Origin of the sequence: Vibrio celticus, from assembly GCF_024347335.1 — a bacterium.
GTDB lineage: Bacteria > Pseudomonadota > Gammaproteobacteria > Enterobacterales > Vibrionaceae > Vibrio > Vibrio celticus.
Genome location: NZ_AP025463.1, coordinates 2,636,874 through 2,655,753, shown reverse-complemented (window position 1 = coordinate 2,655,753; position 18,880 = coordinate 2,636,874). Strand labels below are relative to the sequence as shown.

Here is an 18,880-nt window from a genome sequence, read left to right as displayed (position 1 = left end):
TTATGTATTTTGAATCTTTGAGTGATTTCTTTGCCATGGGAGGCTATGCCTCGTATGTATGGAGTGCATTTGGAATCACATTCCTCGCGATGATCATTTTACTGGTCGTAAGCGTTCGTCGTGGTAAGCAATTACTAAATGAAGTACAAGCTAAGATTGATCGTCAAGCTCGTATCGATGCAGCAAAAAATATGGAGAACACTCTATGAACCCAAGACGTAAAAAGAGGCTGGGCATTGTCTTAGCGATCTTTTTTGGTATCAGTGCGACTGTTGGATTAATGGTTTACGCACTTAACCAGAACATGGATCTGTTCTACACACCAACTGAGCTGGTCAACGGCAAAGATGGTAAGAAACCTGAAGTTGGTCAACGCCTACGTATTGGTGGCATGGTCGTAGTCGGCTCTGTAAGCCGTGACAATGAATCACTACGTGTAAGCTTTGATTTGCAAGATGTAGGCCCTAAAGTAACAATTCTATACGATGGCATTCTTCCTGATCTTTTCCGTGAAGGCCAAGGTATTGTTGCTCAGGGTGTTCTTAAAAATGCAACGACAATCGAAGCGTTTGAGGTGTTGGCAAAGCACGATGAAGAGTACATGCCTTCTGAAGTTGCGGAAGCAATGAAGAAAACCCATGAGCCTTTGCAATACACGACTGAACAAAAAGAAGGAAATGCTCAATGATAGCCGAGATCGGCCATTTTGCGATGATCCTGTCCTTGGGACTTGCATTGCTGCTAAGCGTGCTCCCATTGTACGGAGCCGCTCGAAATAACACATTACTGATGAACAGCGCACGACCGTTGTCGTGGGGTATGTTCGGATTCTTAGCGATTTCGTTCTTTATATTGTGTTACGCGTTCTATACAAATGATTTTACGATTCAATACGTAGCAAGTAACTCGAATAGCCAACTGCCTTGGTACTACCGAATTACGGCGGTTTGGGGCGCTCACGAAGGCTCATTACTGCTTTGGGTTCTTATCCAAGCGGGTTGGACGGTTGCAGTAGCGACGTTTAGCCGTGGTATGCCTCAAGAGTCTGTGGCTCGCGTACTGGCTATCATGGGTTTGATTACGGTCGGCTTCTTGCTGTTCATTATCGTAACGTCTAACCCGTTCCTACGTACATTGCCTTTCTTCCCTGTAGATGGCCGAGACTTGAACCCACTATTGCAAGATCCGGGTTTGATTATTCACCCGCCAATGCTTTACATGGGTTATGTAGGTTTCTCGGTAGCGTTCTCTTTTGCAATCGCTTCTCTAATGAGTGGTCGTTTAGATACGGCATGGGCTCGTTGGTCTCGTCCTTGGACAATCGCTGCTTGGTTATTCCTAACGGTAGGTATCGCACTAGGTTCTTGGTGGGCTTACTACGAACTTGGCTGGGGTGGCTGGTGGTTCTGGGATCCAGTAGAAAACGCTTCATTCATGCCTTGGTTGGCAGGTACTGCATTAATGCACTCACTTGCGGTAACCGAAAAGCGTGGCACATTTAAAGCTTGGACAGTATTGCTGGCTATCTCTGCATTCTCGCTAAGCTTACTAGGTACATTCCTAGTTCGTTCGGGCATCTTGGTATCGGTTCACGCATTCGCGTCGGATCCTGCTCGTGGTATGTTTATTCTAGGTTTCCTAGTCTTTGTTATCGGTGGTTCACTGCTGTTGTTCGCTGTTAAAGGCGCATCGGTTCGTGTTCGCGGTAACTTCGATTTGGTTTCTCGTGAAAACGCATTGCTTGGTAACAACATCTTATTGATTGCAGCGCTTGTCGTTGTATTAGTCGGTACGCTACTGCCATTAGTTCACAAACAGTTAGGCTTGGGCTCGGTATCTATCGGTGCACCATTCTTTGATATGTTGTTCTTCTGGTTAATGATCCCGTTCTCGTTCTTACTGGGTATCGGTCCTCTGATCCGTTGGAAACGTGACAACCTGTCTAAGCTTGTTAAACCAATGCTGATTTCAGGTGCATTCTCACTTGGCTTGAGTGCGCTAATGGTTGCTCTACTGGCTGACCGCTTCAGTGGTACTGCTTTTGCTGGTTGGGTAATGGCGTTCTGGATCATCTTCATGCACGGCTTTGAGCTGCATGAGCGTGCGACTCACCGTCATACATTCCTGAAAGGTCTAACTAAGCTACCTCGTAGCCACTGGGCAATGATGTGTGGTCACATTGGTTTAGCCGTGACAGTGATTGGTATCGCGATGGTGCAAAACTACAGCATCGAACGTGATGTACGTCTGGCGCCAGGTGAAAGCTACCAGCTTGAAGAATACAGCTTCCTGTTTACAGGGGTTCGTGACAAAGATGGTCCTAACTACGATGGTTATATTGCTGACTTTGAAATTACTAAAGAAGGTAAATACATCAACACGCTCCACGCTGAAAAACGTTTCTACACCACAGCTAAGTCTATGATGACAGAAGCAGCGATTGACCGCGGCGTAACGCGCGACCTTTACATCGCAATGGGTGAACGTTTAGACGACAACAAATCTTGGGCTGTTCGTATCTACTACAAACCATTTGTACGTTGGATCTGGGCAGGTTCTTTGATCATGTCGATTGGTGGTGCTATTGCAATCAGTGACCGTCGTTATCGTTTCCGTAAGCCAACAAAAAAGTCGGCTGAAGAGCAGGAGGCTTAATTCGAATGAACAAGAAGATTTTATTCATTCCATTGATTGCGTTCATGGTTCTAGCTGGAATCTTTGCAACGCAATTAATGCGCAACCAGTCGGGCGATGACCCGACTAAGCTTGAATCTGTATTGATTGGTAAGCCTGTTCCTGAGTTCGGTCTAGAAGACTTAGAACAACCAGGTAAGTTTCATGACCAAGCAATCTTTAAAGGTGAGCCACTGCTTCTTAACGTGTGGGCGACTTGGTGTCCTACTTGTTATGCAGAGCACTCTTACCTGAACAAGCTTGCGGATCAAGGCGTTAAGATCATTGGTCTTAACTACAAAGATGATCGCAACAAAGCGGTTGGTTGGTTAAAAGAGTTGGGTAACCCGTACCTAATTAGCCTGTTTGATGGTAATGGCATGCTAGGTCTTGACCTTGGCGTGTATGGCGCGCCTGAAACTTTCCTAATCGATGCTAACGGCGTAGTTCGCTACCGCCATGTTGGTGACGTGAACCCAACCAACTGGGCATCGACGCTTGAGCCGATGTATCAAGAGTTGTTGGAGGAATCGAAATGATTAGAAAAGCACTGATTACTCTATTCGCTACGTTCGCAATCTCAGCGACTGTTTCTGCTGCGCCTATCGAGTTCCATGAATTTGAAACCGTGGATCAAGAACAGCAGTTTAAAGAGCTGAGCAATACGCTACGTTGTCCTAAATGTCAGAACAACACGATTGGTGATTCGAACGCTGAGCTAGCGGTCGACTTACGCCAAAAAGTGTACGAGATGACAAAAGACGGTAAGTCGAAGCAAGATATCATTGATTACATGATTGCTCGCTACGGTAACTTTGTGACTTACAATCCACCACTGACACTAGCTACATCGATCCTTTGGATTGGACCGTTTGCGGTTGTTGTGTTTGGATTTGGTTTGATTATTTTACGAAGCAGAAAGTCAAAATCAAAAGCAGCAGTAGAGTCAGATAAAGACTGGGATGCAGACAAAGAAGCTCGCTTAAAAGCGTTACTCGATGAAGAGAACGACGGAGATAAGAAGTAATGACTCTATTTTGGATTTCTACCATTATCCTTTCGCTAGCGGCAATTTTCTTAATTGTTCTGCCTTTCATTAATAAGAAGGCAAATAATGATGAAATGCTTCGCGACGAGTTGAATAAAGCATTCTATAAAGACCGTCTTGTCGAGTTAGAAGTAGAAGCAGAGGAAGGTCTTGTTGATAACCAACAAGAACTGATCGCTGATTTGAAACAGTCTCTGCTTGATGATGTTCCTGCACAAGAAGAGATGAAGAAAACTCAAATCTCTACGCTTGGTGTGGTTGTACCGTCGATCATTCTTGTCGTCGCTGTGACTTATGGTATGTACTTTAAGTTCGGTGCATTGGACAAAGTTCAACACTGGCAAGAAGTGAGCTCGAACCTTCCTGAATTGTCTAAAAAGCTGATGTCATCGGAAGGTGGTGCACTAACGGATGATGAGCTGGAAGATTTGACTCTGGCGCTTCGTACTCGTCTGCATTACCAACCAAAAGATTCAACAGGTTGGTTGCTACTCGGTCGTATTGCACTGGCTAACCGTGATGCTGAAACAGCAAAAGATTCTATGGAGCGAGCTTACAAGCTTGAACCTAAGAATGAAGATGTTCAGTTAGGTTTCGCACAAGCACTGATGCTTTCACCTGATGAAACTGATCAAAACCAAGCTCGTTTGATTTTGAGCCGTTTGATTCAAAACGATTACGTCGACCTTCGTGTGTTCTCACTGCTAGCGTTCGATGCGTTTGAGCGTCAAGACTACCCGGGTGCTGTGAAGTACTGGAGTATCATGCAACAGATGATTGGTCCACAAGACAGTCGCTATGAAATGCTTTCGCGCAGTATTGAAAGTGCTCAGAAGAAAATGGGCGACACTATGGGTGTCGACCAAGGTAAGACTGTTGCTGTAACGCTCGATCTATCTGCAGACGTGAATGCAGATCCTAACTCAGTGTTAATTGTGTCAGTACACAGAGCAGATGGTTCTCCAATGCCTATCGCAGCCGCTCGTTACCCACTAGGGACTTTCCCTCGTACTGTTGTGCTAGATGACGGTAACAGCATGCTGGAAGGACAAGAGTTGTCTAGCCTTGAAACTCTGATGGTTAGAGCTAGGCTTGATACAGACGGCAACGTTTCAACTCGCGAAGGCGATTGGTACGGTGAAAGTGAAGTGGTTGAATTGGGCGCTCCAGTCACCATTGATATCAATAAGCAATATTAATCATCACTTTGCATAGGTGTTAGCTATTCCGATTTGTAGATAAACGGTATAGACTTAGCCAAACAATTGAGGCCAGCGATTGCTGGCCTTTTTTATTATTCCTTATGGAAAAGGTGATATGTCTGCCAGTGTTTTAAGATTCTCGAGTTTACTTTTTATCGCAAGCTTAACGGTGGGCTGTTCAAGTGCGCCGGACGAAAGTGTTAACGATGATAACCTCGAAACCTCTGAATACGTCGAAGAGTCCCACCCGAATGATCCTTTTGAAGGCTTCAACCGCGCGATGTGGGATATTAACTACGAATATCTAGATCCTTATTTGGTTCGCCCAGTTTCCCTTGCTTATGTTGACTACACCCCTGTGCCAGTGCGTTCTGGTATCTCCAATTTTCTAGCCAACTTAGACGAACCATCAAGCATGGTGAATAACCTTATTATGGGCAATGGTGAAAAAGCACTCGATCATTTTAATCGTTTTTGGATTAACTCAACGATTGGTTTGTTAGGCTTGATCGATATTGCCAGCGAAGCAGGGATCACCAAGTACGATGACAAGTCGTTCTCTGATGCGATTGGTCATTACGGGGTAGGGAATGGTCCTTACTTCATGGTGCCGGGTTATGGCCCAATAACAACGCGCGAAGTGACTGAAACCGTTGATGGTATGTATGTGCCTCTGTCTTTCTTGAACTTCTGGGCTAGCTTAGGCAAGTGGGCATTCGAAGGCATGGAAACACGTGCTCAGTTAGTGTCACAAGAGGCGCTGTTGGATAACTCTCCAGATCCATACGCATTAACGCGTGATGTTTACATTCAACGTCGTGATTTCAAAGCCGAGATAGAACCTGAAGAGGTCGACCTTGAAGAAGAAGATTTCATCGATGGTTATCTAGAAGATTACTAGAAACACGATTTAGAGAACTGATAAAAGAAAGGCTCGATGTTGATGCAACATCGAGCCTTTTTAATGTTTGTTACTTAGATTAAGTAAAACAGATTAGAAGCGGTAGTTCGCTTGGATACCAACTAACCAGATGCTACCTGTCACTTCACCTTCGAAGTTGCCACCAAATAAATCCGCTGCAGCATCGGTTTCATGCATCTTAGCGTCTTTCGCTAGAATGTAAGTGAAGCCTGCATCTAGAGTTAGTTGCTCAGACCATTGGTAGCCTGCACCAATACTCAACCAAGTACGGTCTGTTTCTGGGATCGTTGCTGTACGGTGCTCTTCGCTTACCGCTGACGTGTCGTAGGCGATACCAGAACGTAGAGCCAGTTTAGGTGTCATTTGGTAAGTGGTACCAATCGCAAAACGGTAGTTGTCTTCCCAATTTTCTTCTTTGATCGGCACCGATTCAGTTGGGAAATCAGCAACAAGTTCTTTGAAGCTGCTCCAGTTTGTCCAGTTAACACTCGCGTGAACCGCGACTTTTTCTGTCAATTGGTGGAAACTAGCAAGTTCTGCTGTTGCTGGAAGAGCAAGGTCCATTGAGCCACTCTTGTGAGCCGTAGGATTTGTCGGGTTAAAGCCGATGCCTTTAGCATAGCCTTCTAAAGTCAGGTCTACTTCCGATTTGTAGGTAAAGCCAAGGCGGTTATTTTCATTGATCTGCCAAGCAGTACCCACTTGCCAACCCCATGCAGTGTCTTCACCTTCCATGTACTTTAAAGTGGTACCAGCTAATGGCGATTGAGGGCTAGCAACAGCACCAAAGCTACCTTCTGCCATGATATAGCGAACACCACCACCAATAGATACGTTTTCAAGTACTTGGTAAGCAGCATTTAAGTTGAGTTCCATGCTGATAACGCTTGCTTCATTGCCGTGGTTTGCACCAGCAAAGTCAGTACCTAGGTCGGTTTCCATGCCGTAGTTGGTGCCTGCAGCAAATCCGATTGCTAACTTTTCTGAATACTTGTGAGATACGTAAAAGTTAGGAATCACAGCACTGTGGGCGAAATCTTTGCTATTTGCTGGAGTATTTCCGCCAGAGGTACCTTCGATATCAATGTTCGGGTCAACATAGATAGCGCCAACAGAAACTTGTGTGCCTTCTAGGTAAGTCAGCATGGCAGGGTTGCGCCATTGTGCGTCTGCGCCGTCAGCCATTGCTGCTTCACCCGCGTATGCGCGGCCAAGACCGGTTGCTGAGTATTCTGCTAGTTGAAAACCTGCCGCGTGAGTCACAGTAGAAGTCGAAAGTAGTCCAACTGCCACTGCAGCAGATAGAAGAGTCTTATTCATTTTCATTATTATGTTCGCTGAATCATAAGTATTTAGTGGCGTGATTCTACTTTTAGAGTCATTACTTTAAAAATGAAATTCGAATAAAACAATGTTTTAGGGATTTAATGAGTAAATGTGTTTAATTATTAGAGAAATAGTCTGAATGTTTCGGCTGTGTTGCGAAATTTGAGCGTACACTTGTAGTCATATATTGACCTTGCAGGCTACAACTGTAAGCTTAAATTGATGTGAGTCAGTGGTTTAGGCAATGAAAAAGGGTCGCGTAATGCGACCCTTTGGAGATTTATAACCTAGCTTATATTAGAAGCTACGGCTGTACTGCAGACCCATTAGGATTGCATCTGCATGTGTCGTTGCGGTGACTGTTGATATATCAGAGCCAGGCAGTAGTGGGTTAGGTGTACTTTCAGATACTTCTACGTCATCACCCATAAGATAAGTGAAACCGAAGTCTATGTTTGACTTGTCATCAATATGGTAAGTAAAACCAGCAGATAACCATTGACGATCAGAGTCAGGTACTGAGATCGACGTTAACTCATCTTGAGCACTTGTATCGTACATGTAACCTGCACGTAGAGTCCATGTACGGTTTAGGTAGTATGTACCACCGATAGCATAGTGCCAACCATCTTTCCATTGATATTCTTTATTATAAGCGCCAGGCAATAAGCCTTGAGAAAGGTTGTCAAACTCGATTTGATCAAATGCGCTCCAGCCGATCCATTGTACAGAGTAGTGAACAGCAAATTTAGTGTCTTCAATTTTGTGGTAACCGGAGAACTCAGCAATGTCTGGTAGAGGAAGTGTGATCTCTTGATCTTTGTCATCCTCGGCAGTGATCTCAGGGCTATAACGATAAGATAAACCGAATCGGTTATTATCATCTAGCTCATAAACAGTTCCGACATTGAAACCGACAGCCCAACCATCAGCTTTGTCTACATCAAGTAGAGGGCCTAAAGTATCATGTTCACGTTTCATCGTGCCTTGGCCATAAATTAAATCAAGGCCAGCACCAAAACTCCATTGTTCATTGAGTCGGTATGAGCCGGATAGACCAAAGTTGATACTCATTACATCAGTTAGGCCTCCGTACTCCTTTGCGCCGGAAGAGTCACTAAACTCAGTTTTTGTTCCGAAATTGGAGTAAGCGTTCACACCCCAAGCAAACTGCTCATTAACTGGTACGATAAGGTGGATATTAGGAGCAACTGAAGTATCACCAGCATCATCGTAATTAAAGTTACTTGTTGCTGCAGGAACATTACAAAGCCCACCACTACAGTATTGGCCATCTTTAACTTCAATCATTGAAGTAATGGTTTCAAAACCAAGAGAAAGCTCAGTTTTGTCAAATAGTGCCATTGCTGCAGGGTTACGTGCCATTACTGACGCGTTATCTGCGATTACTGCATCACCAGCGAAAGCACGGCCGATGCCGGTTGCTGATTGTGCGTTAAGTTGGAAACCTGCTGCCATCGCTTGCGAAGACGCCAGTGTAATTGTTACTGCTAAAAGAGACTTTTTAAACAGACGCGTGTTGTTGGTAGTCATTCATTTATTCCTTTATATATCCGCCTCTACAGGGCGATTAATTTGAGCAATTGCTCAATGGTGGCTGATCCTATTCGCAAGTATACGATATACAAATCCGACCATTGGAAATTTTGAGTGGAAAATTATGGAAATGACGCCTATCTGGCACGAAAATGGTGTGAAATGTTGTTTTTTAGAGTTTTAACTCTAGAGGTATTGGTGGTGTGAATGGTTTTGCGGTTTATTTATAAATAAAGCCCAGCAATATCAGTAATATAATTGCTGGGCCTGTTGTGACGGGGTTTTAAGAGCGAATTAGCTCATTGGTTTGATCATTTTTGTCAGCTTTTCAGCGATTTTGGAAACATCCTCACCATTTTCACCCACAAGGATTAAGCTGCTGCCATCTACGGGTGTTACCGAGCCGGACATGCCTTTTTCATCAAAATCGATAGGTTTGTCTGTTGGAATACCGGTTAAAAACAGTGTTACTTTGCCTTTTGCGCCTTGGAAGACCATATGTACTGCGTTGGATTTACCAAAGCCACAGTGGTTTAGGTAATAAACATGGTAAGGGAAAGCGTCATCAAACTGAAAAGCAAATGGGTTCATTTTTGCGTTGATCTGCTGCGATGTAACCTGTTCATCGATGCTACTAACAAAGCTCTTCTCATCAACAACATGCTTCATCGCCGTATCAACTAAACTAGCTTGCGCAGGTGAAACGAATGCATTTCCCCAATTCACTTGGCCAACTAATAAACCAGCAACAAACGCCACCGAGGCAGCCATTGCCATTGCTCGTCTCGCAAACGTAGGCCTTACTACTTTGCTTTCTTCGCTTGAGGTCTGGTTGAACAGAATACGATCTGCAAGATCGTCTGGCACATCCACATTCATCGCAGAGTGGATCTGCTTATCAAGCGCTAGTACATCGTCTAAGAAGTTACTATTGGTTTCGCTATTCGCGGCTGCATCAACAATATCTTGTGTACGTTGTTTAGGTTCCGACAATACACGACGACGAAATTCCAAATCATCCATTATGTTGCCCCCTCTCTGCCTCTTCTGTATCCAACAGCTCTTTCAACTGATTTCGAGCTCTGAATAAACGTGTCATCACCGTGTTTTTGTTGAGATCGAGAATATCGGCAATCTCATCACCACTAAAACCACCAATCACTTGCAAGAAGAGAGGTTCACGGTAATCAATTTCAAGTTTCATGATCTGAGCTTGCAACCACTGATGCTGATGGTGCGGGTCATCACTGACACTAGCATCGTTACCGTGATCGTCGATATCAACCAGATCAAACTGTTTGCGTTCAAAACGTCGAGCGTTTTCGCGTCTCAATATGGTAATTAGCCAAGATTTAGCGGCTTTTTCATCTTGAAGGCTATCGAGTGACTTCCATGCACGAAGGCAAGTTTCTTGAACTAAGTCTTCGGCAATGCTTTTGTCTTTGCATAACCAATAGGCGTAGCGAAAGAGGTCACGATGATAGGCACGCACGAGTGCTTCGTATTTTCTTTGTTTGTCCATATCAGAGTTGACCGGACGCTTGGCTGTTTTCTTTCCAAACATTTTTATTATTGACACACGAGCCTCCATAATTGCTCTGCGTATAGCTGTCCTCTATACGTTGTGCTTCGTTTTTATATTTTTAGAGCTAACGATCGGCAGGAAATCGTAAAATCACATTAAAATTGATCTACTTCAAAATCTAAGGCCTCGAACCCGTTATAGTACACCTTGTCGTCTAGTTAGTCATTCGTGGCTAGCATGTTGAGCAAGACGACACTTCCTTTTGAAGGCTGACTTTACTTTCTCCTAATCAGGAAACTGATTATTTCAATTGGCGCTAAGTTAATTGCTTTATATACATTCCGACCACACAGCTTTGTGTGGTTTTTTTTTGCCTCAAGAAAACCATTCTCTACATTGCGATAACAGTCTTGGCTTACAATAGTTTAGTCTCTTACGACAACCTTTCCCCCAAAAAGGTTCGCCTGAATGTGCCGTTATATTTTCAAACAGTGAGATACTCGTATCACGTTTATTTAAACGCTCGTTTGATTTAATTAACAACTTCTTTACAATGTTTCAGGTCAGACCTCTTAACTTTAAGGAGAAACCATGGGCAAACAGGAAGTCAAAACGCGTTCTGGAGAACGTGTTGCCGTTGTCGCTGGATTACGAACCCCATTCGCTCGTCAGAGCACAGAATTTAGCCAAGTGCCTGCGGTTGACCTAGGCAAAATGGTTGTGAGCGAAATGCTTGCAAGAACGGATGTCGATCCTGCGCTTATTGAACAAGTTGTGTTCGGCCAAGTAGTGCAAATGCCAGAAGCTCCGAACATTGCGCGTGAAATCGTGTTGGGCACAGGCATGGATATCAATACCGATGCCTACAGTGTGACACGAGCATGTGCGACCAGCTTCCAAGCGGCAGTTAACGTGACCGAAAGCATTATGGCTGGCACGATTGATGTCGGTATTGCGGGCGGTGCGGACTCTTCTTCTGTATTGCCTATCGGTGTTTCGAAAAAGTTAGCGGCAAATCTATTAGCGCTGAGCAAAACGAAAACTATGGGTCAAAAGCTCAAGATTCTTAAAACGCTTTCCGTAAAAGATTTGATGCCAGTACCACCTGCAGTTGCTGAATACTCGACCGGTTTATCCATGGGACAAACGGCTGAGCAAATGGCTAAGACGCATGGTATTACTCGCGAAGCTCAAGACGCACTTGCTCACCGTTCTCATTCTTTGGCTTCTCAGGCATGGAAAGAGGGCAAGATTAAAGACGAAGTGATGACGGCATTCCCGGCGCCTTACAAAAAGTATCTAGCGGAAGACAACAACATTCGCCACGACTCAACGGTTGAAGGTTACGCTAAGCTGCGTCCTGCTTTTGATAGAAAGTACGGCAGTGTAACGGCAGCCAATGCTACACCGCTTACTGATGGCGGCGCTGCGGTGATGTTGATGCGCGAAGGTAAAGCGAAAGAACTAGGCTTAGAAGTGCTTGGTTATATTCGTGGTTATGCGTTCTCAGCGATTGGTGTTGAAACAGATATGCTGATGGGCCCGACTTACGCGACCTCACAAGTATTAAAGAACACCGGTTTAGAGTTGTCAGACCTTACACTGATCGAAATGCACGAAGCATTCGCTGCCCAAGTTTTGGCTAACGTTAAAATGTTTGCGAGCGATGAGTTTGCACAGAAGAATCTTGGCCGCGACAAAGCGATCGGTGAGATTGATATGGAGAAGTTCAACGTGCTGGGTAGCTCGATTGCTTACGGACACCCGTTTGCAGCGACTGGCGCGCGCATGATGACTCAAACATTACGTGAACTGAAACGTCGCGGTGGCGGCTTGGCACTGAACACAGCTTGTGCGGCTGGTGGTTTAGGTGCAGCAATGATCTTGGAGGTAGAATAATGTCTACGACTCTTGATACAACAACAGAAAAAGAAACAGTCGCTCAACCAGATTCAACCTCTGCGACTGAATCAACCAAAAAGAAAGCGACAGCATTTACTCTTAATATCGATGAGCAAGATATTGCTTGGTTAGCGATTGATGTGCCCAACGAGAAAATGAACACGCTGCAGGCGGCTTTTGCTGAAGAAATGAAAGCTATCTTCGAGCAACTCAAAGAAAAGCAGAGCCGAGTTAAGGGCCTAATTGTTCATTCTCTTAAGCCAGATAACTTTATCGCTGGTGCCGATGTAAGAATGCTTGATGCGTGTAAAACGGCTGACGAAGCACAGTCTCTGGCTCGCCAAGGGCAGGAGATGTTCCAAACTCTGTCTGAACTGCCGTACCCAGTGGTCGCAGCGATTCATGGACCATGTTTAGGTGGTGGTTTAGAGCTCGCACTGGCATGTGATTACCGTGTATGTACCGATTCAGATAAGACTCGTCTTGGTCTGCCAGAAGTACAACTTGGCTTATTGCCGGGTTCTGGCGGTACACAGCGTCTGCCTCGCCTTATCGGTTTGTTACCATCGCTCGACCTAATCCTTACGGGCAAGCAACTGCGCGCTAAGAAAGCGAAATCGCTCGGTGTTGTGGATGCTTGTGTGCCTGAAACTATCCTGCTTGAAGTCGCTAAAAGCTTTGTTGAAAAGAATACGGGCAGTAAAAAAGGGAAGCGTTTTGCGTCGAAAAGCCAAGCGTCGACTAAAGAAAAGCTGATTTCACGTAACGGCCTTGGTCGTAAAGTGATTTTTGAGCAAGCTTCTAAGAAGACCAATCAGAAAACACGCGGTAATTACCCAGCAGCAGATGCGATTTTGGACGTCATTCGTTATGGCCTTGAGAACGGCTTTGACAAAGGCCTTCAGTATGAAGCGAAGCGTTTCTCAGAACTGGTTATGACTTCAGAGTCTAAAGCCCTTCGTTCGATTTTCTTTGTAACTACGGAAATGAAAAAAGAACACGGCGCAGACGCAGAACCAAAAGCGGTTAAGCGTGTTGGTGTGCTTGGCGGTGGTCTTATGGGCGCAGGCATCAGCCATGTCAGTGTTGCTAAGGCGAAAGTACCAGTTCGCATTAAAGACGTATCCAATGAAGGTGTGTTGAACGCGCTTAACTACAACTTCAAGTTGTTCGATAAGCAGCGTAAGCGTCGCATTCTGAGCAGAGCGGGTCTCGAAAGTAAGATGCTTCAGCTATCTGGTGGTATCGACTTTACGAGTTTCAACCACACCGATGTGGTGATTGAAGCGGTATTTGAAGACCTCGACCTTAAGCAGTCAATGGTTGCGGATATCGAAGCCAATGCCAAGCCAGAGACTATCTTTGCAACCAACACGTCTTCACTGCCAATCCATAAAATTGCGGAGAAGGCGCAGCGACCAGAAAACGTTGTCGGTCTTCACTACTTCAGCCCTGCCGAAAAAATGCCGCTGGTTGAGGTTATCCCCCATGAAACAACCTCTGAAGAGACGATTTCTACGGTTGTCGCATTAGCGAAGAAGCAAGGCAAAACACCGATTGTTGTCAAAGACACGGCTGGTTTTTATGTGAACCGTATTCTTGCTCCGTACATGAACGAAGCAGCGCATTTACTCCTAGCGAACGAGCCGATTGAAAAGCTCGACAGCACGTTATTGGACTTCGGTTTCCCGGTTGGTCCTATCACTTTATTAGATGAGGTGGGTGTTGATATCGGTGCGAAGATCATTCCGATTTTAGTGAATGAGCTTGGCGATCGTTTCCAAGGCCCTGATGTGTTCGACATTCTTTTGAATGACAACCGTAAAGGTCGTAAGAGTGGTAAAGGTTTCTACACTTACAAAGGCAAGAAGAAGGAAGTCGATAAGTCAGTTTACAAGCTGCTTAAGCTGCAACCAGATCCTAAGTTGAGCGATAACGATATCGCGATGCGCTGTGTGTTACCTATGTTGAACGAAGCGGTTCGTTGTTTAGATGATGGCATTATCCGCAGCCCTCGTGATGGTGATATCGGTGCGATTTTCGGTATCGGTTTCCCGCCATTCCTCGGTGGTCCGTTCCGCTACATGGATCAAATCGGCATTAAGTCACTGGTTGAGATGATGAACGATTTCGCTAAGAAATACGGTGACCGTTTTGCGCCATGTGATGGCCTACTGACACGCGCTGGTTTGGGTGAGTCTTTCTACAAGTAACTCTCTAATTCATTGATTAAGAAGCCCGCATCAAGCGATTGATGCGGGCTTTATTTTTATGGAGATATGCTAAAGGAGTGAGATTCCCGACTCAGTCGTTCCTCCTTCTCGGGAATGATGTTCGAGAGATAAAAAGTAAGTTATTGCGTTGATTAGAAAGGTGGTCAAACACACCTCAATCAAAACTACCGTCATCTCCTAAAGCGACGAAGGAGCGTAATAGGAGATCTGATTTTGTGCTTCATCCAAGAAAAAAGGTTGATGCTTTCACATCAACCTTATGATTTTCATTCCAGCTTTATCAGCCAAGCTCACAGTCTTTAGGGCGTAACTGAAACTCATCAATAGAGCCAATTTCAACACCTGCTGACAGCTTATCTTCCTCATTATGAGCATTACCGTGAGCATGCATAATCAAACGATTTGCAGTACGTGGTTTTAGCTGACTGACCACAAAACGCATCATGTCAGAGCGAGTTAACCCTTTAAGGTCTTCTAATACGCGCTCTCTTTGATTGAACTCAACATCCTTATTGCCTATCGCAACCCATAAGCGCTGAGCACGCCCTCGCAAAGTCGTATCTGGTGTCGAAATCTGATTCCATAGGCCGCGCTTACTGCTGTGCCATTGATAGTCGTTAAGCTCTAACAGCACCATGTAAAAGGCATTGAGGAACTCATCTATCGAGGCTAACAAGTCAGCAGGGGCTGCATTCGGTGATTGCACGTACAACACAATTCCAGGGTGTCGGTTGAGCGGCATATTGCCAGTACCGACCATGTAACCTAGCTGCTGCTTGGTACGTATCTCATGGAAGAAAGTGGCCGACATCAAATGGTTTGCCAGTGAATACAGCGCGATGTTTTTAGGCGAAATATCAGGGCATTGGTAATAAACCACGATGGCCGAATCATCTTGGTTACACACCACTTCACGTTGGAAGCTGCCGTTTTCACCCAGCATGATGAGCGGGCGCAGTGATTCTTCGTAAGCCTGATCTTGAATACGCAGTGCATCTTTTAGCGTTTCAGCCATCTTGTGTGCATCGGCTTTTTTCCAGTCGCCATACACAAACATCTCAACATGAAGTTCCGCCAAGATTGCTTGAACAAATGAAGAGAGCTCATCGACTTCAATCGTTTCCAGCGCTTCAATTAACACAGAATAGGGTGGGTTGTTGGGCTGTAAAATACCCGTCATTGCGTTAAACAGTTGCGAAATTGGACGATCTTGCGACGCGTTATTCCAGTTTCTGAGAAGTTGATGCTTAATGGTTTCAAAGCGTGTTGGACTAAAGTCTCGTGCCTGAAAGCGCTCTAGGATCATATTGAGTAGTTGTGGTTGCTTTTCGCTGAATCCAGAGAGTGTCAGTGTCACGCCACCTTGATGGGTGTACATGTTGTAACCCATGCCCGCGATTTCAGCTTGATAGGTCTCTTTTTCAAGAGAATCTAAGAACATCTCAACACATAAGCGTGTTTTTACGATATTTCTTGGGCTAGCGACTGAGTGCGGGCTATCGATTGCAACATACACCACACCTTTAGGTACTCGAAATTGATGGTCTTGCAGGTGCCATAACTTAAAACCATCGAGCTCTTGCAATAGCTGTGGATATTCAGCGTCACCTTCAAGTTCTGCTGGGTCTAAGTCGTAGCAAATAAACGGGTTTTTACCGGGTAGCTCAAACTGCCAACCGGGATTGATGCAGGTGAAGCATTGAACTTGCTCAGCTGTAAAAGGAGTAACCGAGTAGGGCGTAAAGTACCACTTAGCTTCTCTGTCATACTCGAACCCCTGAGCAACAATGGTCGCTCGCATGTTGTCTACGGTTAAGTAAGGTAGCAAAGAACGCTGTAATTCGTCATCGAAATGCGACATTTTGTAATCGCCATACACCACATCTTGCTCTTGGTAGTGCTGCATGTTGATGACGAGGTGGCTGACGACATCAAGCGGTCTTGCTGGCTCTTGAAAGCGGAAAGCAGACTCTAAAACGGCGCGTTTTTCTAGGTAGCGCCACTCTTCTATGCCTTGTTGTTCGACTAACTTGATGTACTGAAATATCGCTTGGATGATGTTATCGGTTTTGGTTAAACCTTCAATGGTCAACGAGCAACTGACTGTGAAATCACGGTAGTTACTGCCACTCGCGCCACCACCTGCCGAGAGGGATGTTATCCAGCCTTTCTCTTTGAGTTGCATCATCAAACTGCCTTCACCTTCGTAACCTAAAAGGTGGGCAAAGAACGACAATGGCTTAACGCCGTAGTGTTCGTCCATGCTTGGCATAGGGAAGGTTAAGATAAGTTTGCGTACTTCTTTAATTGGCTCAACACGCACTTGTACGCTTGTGCTCAACTCGCCAACAATCGGTACTTCAACCTTTTTGCCTTGTAGGTTGTGATTGGTGATCGAGCTAAAGCGATCCTCAACCCAGCTTTGCATCTCATCTAATGACTGATTGCCAGACAGTGTCAGCGTCATCAAGTCAGCAGAGTATTGTTGCTGGTGGAAAGCCAAGATCTCTTGTCGAATCGTCTCGCCGTTTCTATCACCCAACGTATCGATATTACCGACAGAAAACTTCGAGAATGGGTGATTGTGATTCACCAGCTCTTTGGTAACTTGGTACAAGCGTCGTGAGTCGTCGTTGAGTTTCATCTTGTATTCGGAATCAACGGCTTGGCGTTCTTTGTCTAACGCTTCTTCGTTGAACAGGGGAGCGGTAAAAAATTGGCTGAAGCGATCGAGTGCGGTTTCAAAGGCATTCAATTCAACATCAAAAAAGAAGCAGGTGTGCTCTGTTCCTGTCCAAGCATTGTTGCTGCCGCCATGCTGGCTGATAAAACTTTGGAACTCTCCGACCTTTGGATACTTTTCAGTTCCTAAAAATAGCATATGCTCTAAGTAGTGAGCCAAACCCTCTCGGTCTGTAGGGTCATCAAAATGCCCCACATTGACGGCTAATGCGGCTGCTGCTTTTTGAGCATTTTGATCCTGAACTAACAGTACACGTAACCCGTTATTTAAGGTTATGTAGCGGTATTGATGTTCATCATTTGGGCTTAAGTGCACAGGAGCATCTCCAGAGAAGGTGGTTTTTAAATTATGCACCCGATGATTCGGCGTGCAAACCTTGTGATCATATTTTGGGATATGAAGTGCTTTTTGGCGATTTCTAAATCACTTTTATCGATTTTTATCAGTAATTTATTTTCTTTTAACAAGATTGTTAAGAAAGTCGAACTCTTTGGCAAGTGACTTGATATAATTATTTATATTGACTGCGGTTTCTCTGGATTGAGAGCCAAACCTAAGTAGCGTTTCGCTGATATATGGGATATATCGACTTTCGACATGTTACGAAGACAGGATTGAACATGAAAATATTCATTATGCGCCACGGTGAAGCAGAACATTTTGCGAACTCGGATGCAGAACGAGCGTTGACCAAGCGCGGGAAAATGGCTTCTCTTGCAGTGGCACAAGCTGCAAATGAGCAGGGGATTAGTCAATTCGATAAAGTGCTGGTGAGCCCATATTTAAGGGCACAAGAAACGTGGTTAGAGATCTCTCAGGCGTTTTCTGGAAAGAAAGTAGAAACCTGTGATGATATTACGCCTTATGGAATGTCCGACGATGTGTTTGATTTGACCTTAGCAATGGCTGAAGTAGAAAAACTAGAGACCATTTTATTTGTTTCTCATTTACCTCTAGTGGGCTACCTAACGGCAGAATTTGCAACAGGCATGGCGCCGCCGATGTTTCCCACTTCGGGCTTAGCGTGTATCGACTTCAACCTTGAGACACAAAAAGGTGAGTTGCTTTGGAACATCAATCCATAAGCTCGTTGAACTCTGTTTGATGACAAAGTTGCAGACAAATAGAAAGGGCATCTCAATATGATTGGGATGCCCTTTGTTGTTTTTTGGTGAGAGAGAATTCGTTAACCAGAATTATTTCTCAGGAACCGAAAGCAAGACTAACAGCGCGCCATTGCCGCCAAACTCTAACGGCGCTTGGTGGAAAGCCATCACATCTGGGTGCTGTGCTAACCACAAAGGCACCTTCTGTTTAAGGATGTGTTTACCGATACCATGTTGAACACAGGCACAAGCCACGCTCTCTTTCACGCAGTGCGCAATCATCGCGCCAAGCTCACGTTTAGCTTCTTGTTGAGTCATACCATGCATATCGAGATACACGTCAGGCACGTAGACACCACGACGTAGGCGCTTGACCTCATATTTAGAGACATCATCACGCGCATAACGTGTCGGACCGTCTTCGCTAAGATGCGGAATGAACTCATCCGAGAAATAAAACTCGCTATCACTGGCTTGTCTTGCCGTTCGAGTAATTTCTTTTTGCTTGGCATTTCTTTTTGGCTGCTGGACTATGGTATCCTGTTGCAACTTTTTAACGCCCTTTACTGCATCGTTGAACAGGGCGAAATCGTCATCGAAGTCGGTGTCTTTTTTGCTCATCAGGTTATGAATTCTAATTAG

General features: G+C 45.0%; 16 protein-coding genes. 10 read left to right on the top strand and 6 right to left on the bottom strand.

Annotated elements, in window-relative coordinates; genetic code table 11:
• The first annotated feature begins 2 nt into the window (after positions 1 to 2).
• The 7 genes from ccmD (at position 3) to OCV19_RS11805 (ending at position 5,824) form a co-directional block, all read left to right on the top strand.
• Positions 3 to 209, top strand: coding sequence for a heme exporter protein CcmD (gene ccmD / locus OCV19_RS11835; RefSeq protein WP_009848525.1), 207 nt, complete (start codon positions 3 to 5; stop codon positions 207 to 209).
• Entirely contained in the window at positions 206 to 688 is a 483-nt protein-coding gene (gene ccmE / locus OCV19_RS11830; RefSeq protein WP_017064106.1) for a cytochrome c maturation protein CcmE, read from the top strand. Before ccmD ends, ccmE begins: the two co-directional genes overlap by 4 nt.
• Positions 685 to 2,655, top strand: coding sequence for a heme lyase CcmF/NrfE family subunit (locus tag OCV19_RS11825; RefSeq protein WP_017060654.1), 1,971 nt, complete (start codon positions 685 to 687; stop codon positions 2,653 to 2,655). The genes ccmE and OCV19_RS11825 overlap by 4 nt, the downstream gene beginning before the upstream one ends.
• Positions 2,656 to 2,660: 5 nt before the next feature.
• Positions 2,661 to 3,212: a DsbE family thiol:disulfide interchange protein gene (locus OCV19_RS11820; protein WP_017060653.1), complete on the top strand. Its 552-nt coding sequence runs from the start codon at positions 2,661 to 2,663 to the stop codon at positions 3,210 to 3,212.
• Entirely contained in the window at positions 3,209 to 3,700 is a 492-nt protein-coding gene (locus tag OCV19_RS11815; RefSeq protein WP_048607850.1) for a cytochrome c-type biogenesis protein, read from the top strand. The genes OCV19_RS11820 and OCV19_RS11815 overlap by 4 nt, the downstream gene beginning before the upstream one ends.
• Positions 3,700 to 4,920: a c-type cytochrome biogenesis protein CcmI gene (gene ccmI / locus OCV19_RS11810; RefSeq protein ID WP_065676651.1), complete on the top strand. Its 1,221-nt coding sequence runs from the start codon at positions 3,700 to 3,702 to the stop codon at positions 4,918 to 4,920. Before OCV19_RS11815 ends, ccmI begins: the two co-directional genes overlap by 1 nt.
• A gap of 118 nt (positions 4,921 to 5,038) precedes the next feature.
• Entirely contained in the window at positions 5,039 to 5,824 is a 786-nt protein-coding gene (locus tag OCV19_RS11805; RefSeq protein ID WP_065676652.1) for an MlaA family lipoprotein, read from the top strand.
• 93 nt (positions 5,825 to 5,917) lie between these two features.
• Here the strand turns inward: OCV19_RS11805 and OCV19_RS11800 are convergent, their stop codons facing one another.
• From OCV19_RS11800 to OCV19_RS11785, 4 genes are all read right to left on the bottom strand, one after another.
• Complete coding sequence (locus OCV19_RS11800; protein WP_065676653.1) at positions 5,918 to 7,171, bottom strand: outer membrane protein transport protein; 1,254 nt, start codon at positions 7,169 to 7,171, stop codon at positions 5,918 to 5,920.
• Positions 7,172 to 7,468: 297 nt separating this feature from the next.
• Entirely contained in the window at positions 7,469 to 8,725 is a 1,257-nt protein-coding gene (locus OCV19_RS11795; RefSeq protein WP_065676654.1) for an outer membrane protein transport protein, read from the bottom strand.
• A gap of 297 nt (positions 8,726 to 9,022) precedes the next feature.
• Positions 9,023 to 9,751, bottom strand: a complete 729-nt coding sequence (locus OCV19_RS11790) for a DUF3379 domain-containing protein (protein ID WP_065676655.1) — start codon at positions 9,749 to 9,751, stop codon at positions 9,023 to 9,025.
• Positions 9,744 to 10,292 carry a sigma-70 family RNA polymerase sigma factor gene (locus OCV19_RS11785; RefSeq protein WP_017060646.1) on the bottom strand — a complete coding sequence of 183 codons (549 nt, stop codon included), beginning with the start codon at positions 10,290 to 10,292 and terminating at the stop codon, positions 9,744 to 9,746. The genes OCV19_RS11790 and OCV19_RS11785 overlap by 8 nt, the downstream gene beginning before the upstream one ends.
• Positions 10,293 to 10,844: 552 nt before the next feature.
• On the opposite strand from OCV19_RS11785, the gene fadI reads away from it, so the two are divergent.
• Both fadI and fadJ read left to right on the top strand, forming a co-directional pair.
• Complete coding sequence (fadI, locus tag OCV19_RS11780; protein ID WP_048607862.1) at positions 10,845 to 12,152, top strand: acetyl-CoA C-acyltransferase FadI; 1,308 nt, start codon at positions 10,845 to 10,847, stop codon at positions 12,150 to 12,152.
• On the top strand, positions 12,152 to 14,368 hold the full coding sequence (gene fadJ, locus OCV19_RS11775) for a fatty acid oxidation complex subunit alpha FadJ (RefSeq protein WP_065676656.1): 2,217 nt from the start codon (positions 12,152 to 12,154) through the stop codon (positions 14,366 to 14,368). The genes fadI and fadJ overlap by 1 nt, the downstream gene beginning before the upstream one ends.
• A gap of 301 nt (positions 14,369 to 14,669) precedes the next feature.
• Here the strand turns inward: fadJ and OCV19_RS11770 are convergent, their stop codons facing one another.
• A complete protein-coding gene (locus OCV19_RS11770) occupies positions 14,670 to 17,447 on the bottom strand; it encodes an insulinase family protein (protein WP_065676657.1) in 2,778 nt (925 codons plus the stop codon).
• Positions 17,448 to 17,752: 305 nt separating this feature from the next.
• On the opposite strand from OCV19_RS11770, the gene sixA reads away from it, so the two are divergent.
• Positions 17,753 to 18,217, top strand: coding sequence for a phosphohistidine phosphatase SixA (sixA, locus tag OCV19_RS11765; protein WP_017064097.1), 465 nt, complete (start codon positions 17,753 to 17,755; stop codon positions 18,215 to 18,217).
• A 111-nt stretch (positions 18,218 to 18,328) separates the two neighbouring features.
• Here the strand turns inward: sixA and smrB are convergent, their stop codons facing one another.
• The gene (gene smrB, locus OCV19_RS11760) at positions 18,329 to 18,859 is read right to left on the bottom strand and encodes an endonuclease SmrB (protein ID WP_017064096.1); all 531 of its coding nucleotides are present in this window, start codon (positions 18,857 to 18,859) and stop codon (positions 18,329 to 18,331) included.
• Between the last annotated feature and the right edge of the window lie 21 nt (positions 18,860 to 18,880).

Excerpts from the sequence above, each read along its gene's own strand:
- ccmD (WP_009848525.1), top strand. The coding sequence starts at position 3 with ATGTATTTTGAATCTTTGAGTGATTTCTTTGCCATGGGAGGCTATGCC.
- ccmE (WP_017064106.1), top strand. The coding sequence starts at position 206 with ATGAACCCAAGACGTAAAAAGAGGCTGGGCATTGTCTTAGCGATCTTT.
- OCV19_RS11825 (WP_017060654.1), top strand. The coding sequence starts at position 685 with ATGATAGCCGAGATCGGCCATTTTGCGATGATCCTGTCCTTGGGACTT.
- OCV19_RS11820 (WP_017060653.1), top strand. The coding sequence starts at position 2,661 with ATGAACAAGAAGATTTTATTCATTCCATTGATTGCGTTCATGGTTCTA.
- OCV19_RS11815 (WP_048607850.1), top strand. The coding sequence starts at position 3,209 with ATGATTAGAAAAGCACTGATTACTCTATTCGCTACGTTCGCAATCTCA.
- ccmI (WP_065676651.1), top strand. The coding sequence starts at position 3,700 with ATGACTCTATTTTGGATTTCTACCATTATCCTTTCGCTAGCGGCAATT.
- OCV19_RS11805 (WP_065676652.1), top strand. The coding sequence starts at position 5,039 with ATGTCTGCCAGTGTTTTAAGATTCTCGAGTTTACTTTTTATCGCAAGC.
- OCV19_RS11800 (WP_065676653.1), bottom strand. The coding sequence starts at position 7,171 with ATGAAAATGAATAAGACTCTTCTATCTGCTGCAGTGGCAGTTGGACTA.
- OCV19_RS11795 (WP_065676654.1), bottom strand. The coding sequence starts at position 8,725 with ATGACTACCAACAACACGCGTCTGTTTAAAAAGTCTCTTTTAGCAGTA.
- OCV19_RS11790 (WP_065676655.1), bottom strand. The coding sequence starts at position 9,751 with ATGGATGATTTGGAATTTCGTCGTCGTGTATTGTCGGAACCTAAACAA.
- OCV19_RS11785 (WP_017060646.1), bottom strand. The coding sequence starts at position 10,292 with ATGTTTGGAAAGAAAACAGCCAAGCGTCCGGTCAACTCTGATATGGAC.
- fadI (WP_048607862.1), top strand. The coding sequence starts at position 10,845 with ATGGGCAAACAGGAAGTCAAAACGCGTTCTGGAGAACGTGTTGCCGTT.
- fadJ (WP_065676656.1), top strand. The coding sequence starts at position 12,152 with ATGTCTACGACTCTTGATACAACAACAGAAAAAGAAACAGTCGCTCAA.
- sixA (WP_017064097.1), top strand. The coding sequence starts at position 17,753 with ATGAAAATATTCATTATGCGCCACGGTGAAGCAGAACATTTTGCGAAC.
- smrB (WP_017064096.1), bottom strand. The coding sequence starts at position 18,859 with ATGAGCAAAAAAGACACCGACTTCGATGACGATTTCGCCCTGTTCAAC.